This is a genomic window from Mycobacterium arosiense ATCC BAA-1401 = DSM 45069 (assembly GCF_002086125.1).
In the GTDB taxonomy this organism is placed as follows: Bacteria; Actinomycetota; Actinomycetes; order Mycobacteriales; family Mycobacteriaceae; genus Mycobacterium; species Mycobacterium arosiense.
Genome location: NZ_MVHG01000365.1, coordinates 1 through 243 on the forward strand (window position 1 = coordinate 1; position 243 = coordinate 243).

General features: G+C 63.8%; 1 protein-coding gene. It reads left to right on the forward strand.

Annotation, left to right across the window (positions count from 1 at the left end):
* Positions 1 to 11: 11 nt before the first annotated feature.
* Positions 12 to 243: ribonuclease E/G (locus tag BST14_RS32205; protein WP_438502225.1), on the forward strand; the 232-nt coding region annotated here is incomplete at its 3' end.

Sequence of the window (243 nt, forward strand, 5' to 3'; positions counted from 1 at the left end):
CCACCATCGACGTGAACACCGGCGCCTTCGTCGGCCATCGCAACCTCGAGGAAACCATCTTCAAGACCAACCTCGAGGCGGCCACCGCGATCGCCCGCCAGCTGCGCCTGCGCAACCTGGGCGGGATCATCATCATCGACTTCATCGACATGGAGGACGAGGAGCATCGCCGGCAGGTCCTGCGCACCCTGGAGAAGCAACTGGAGCGCGACCACGCGAAGACCAACATCATCGGCATCACCG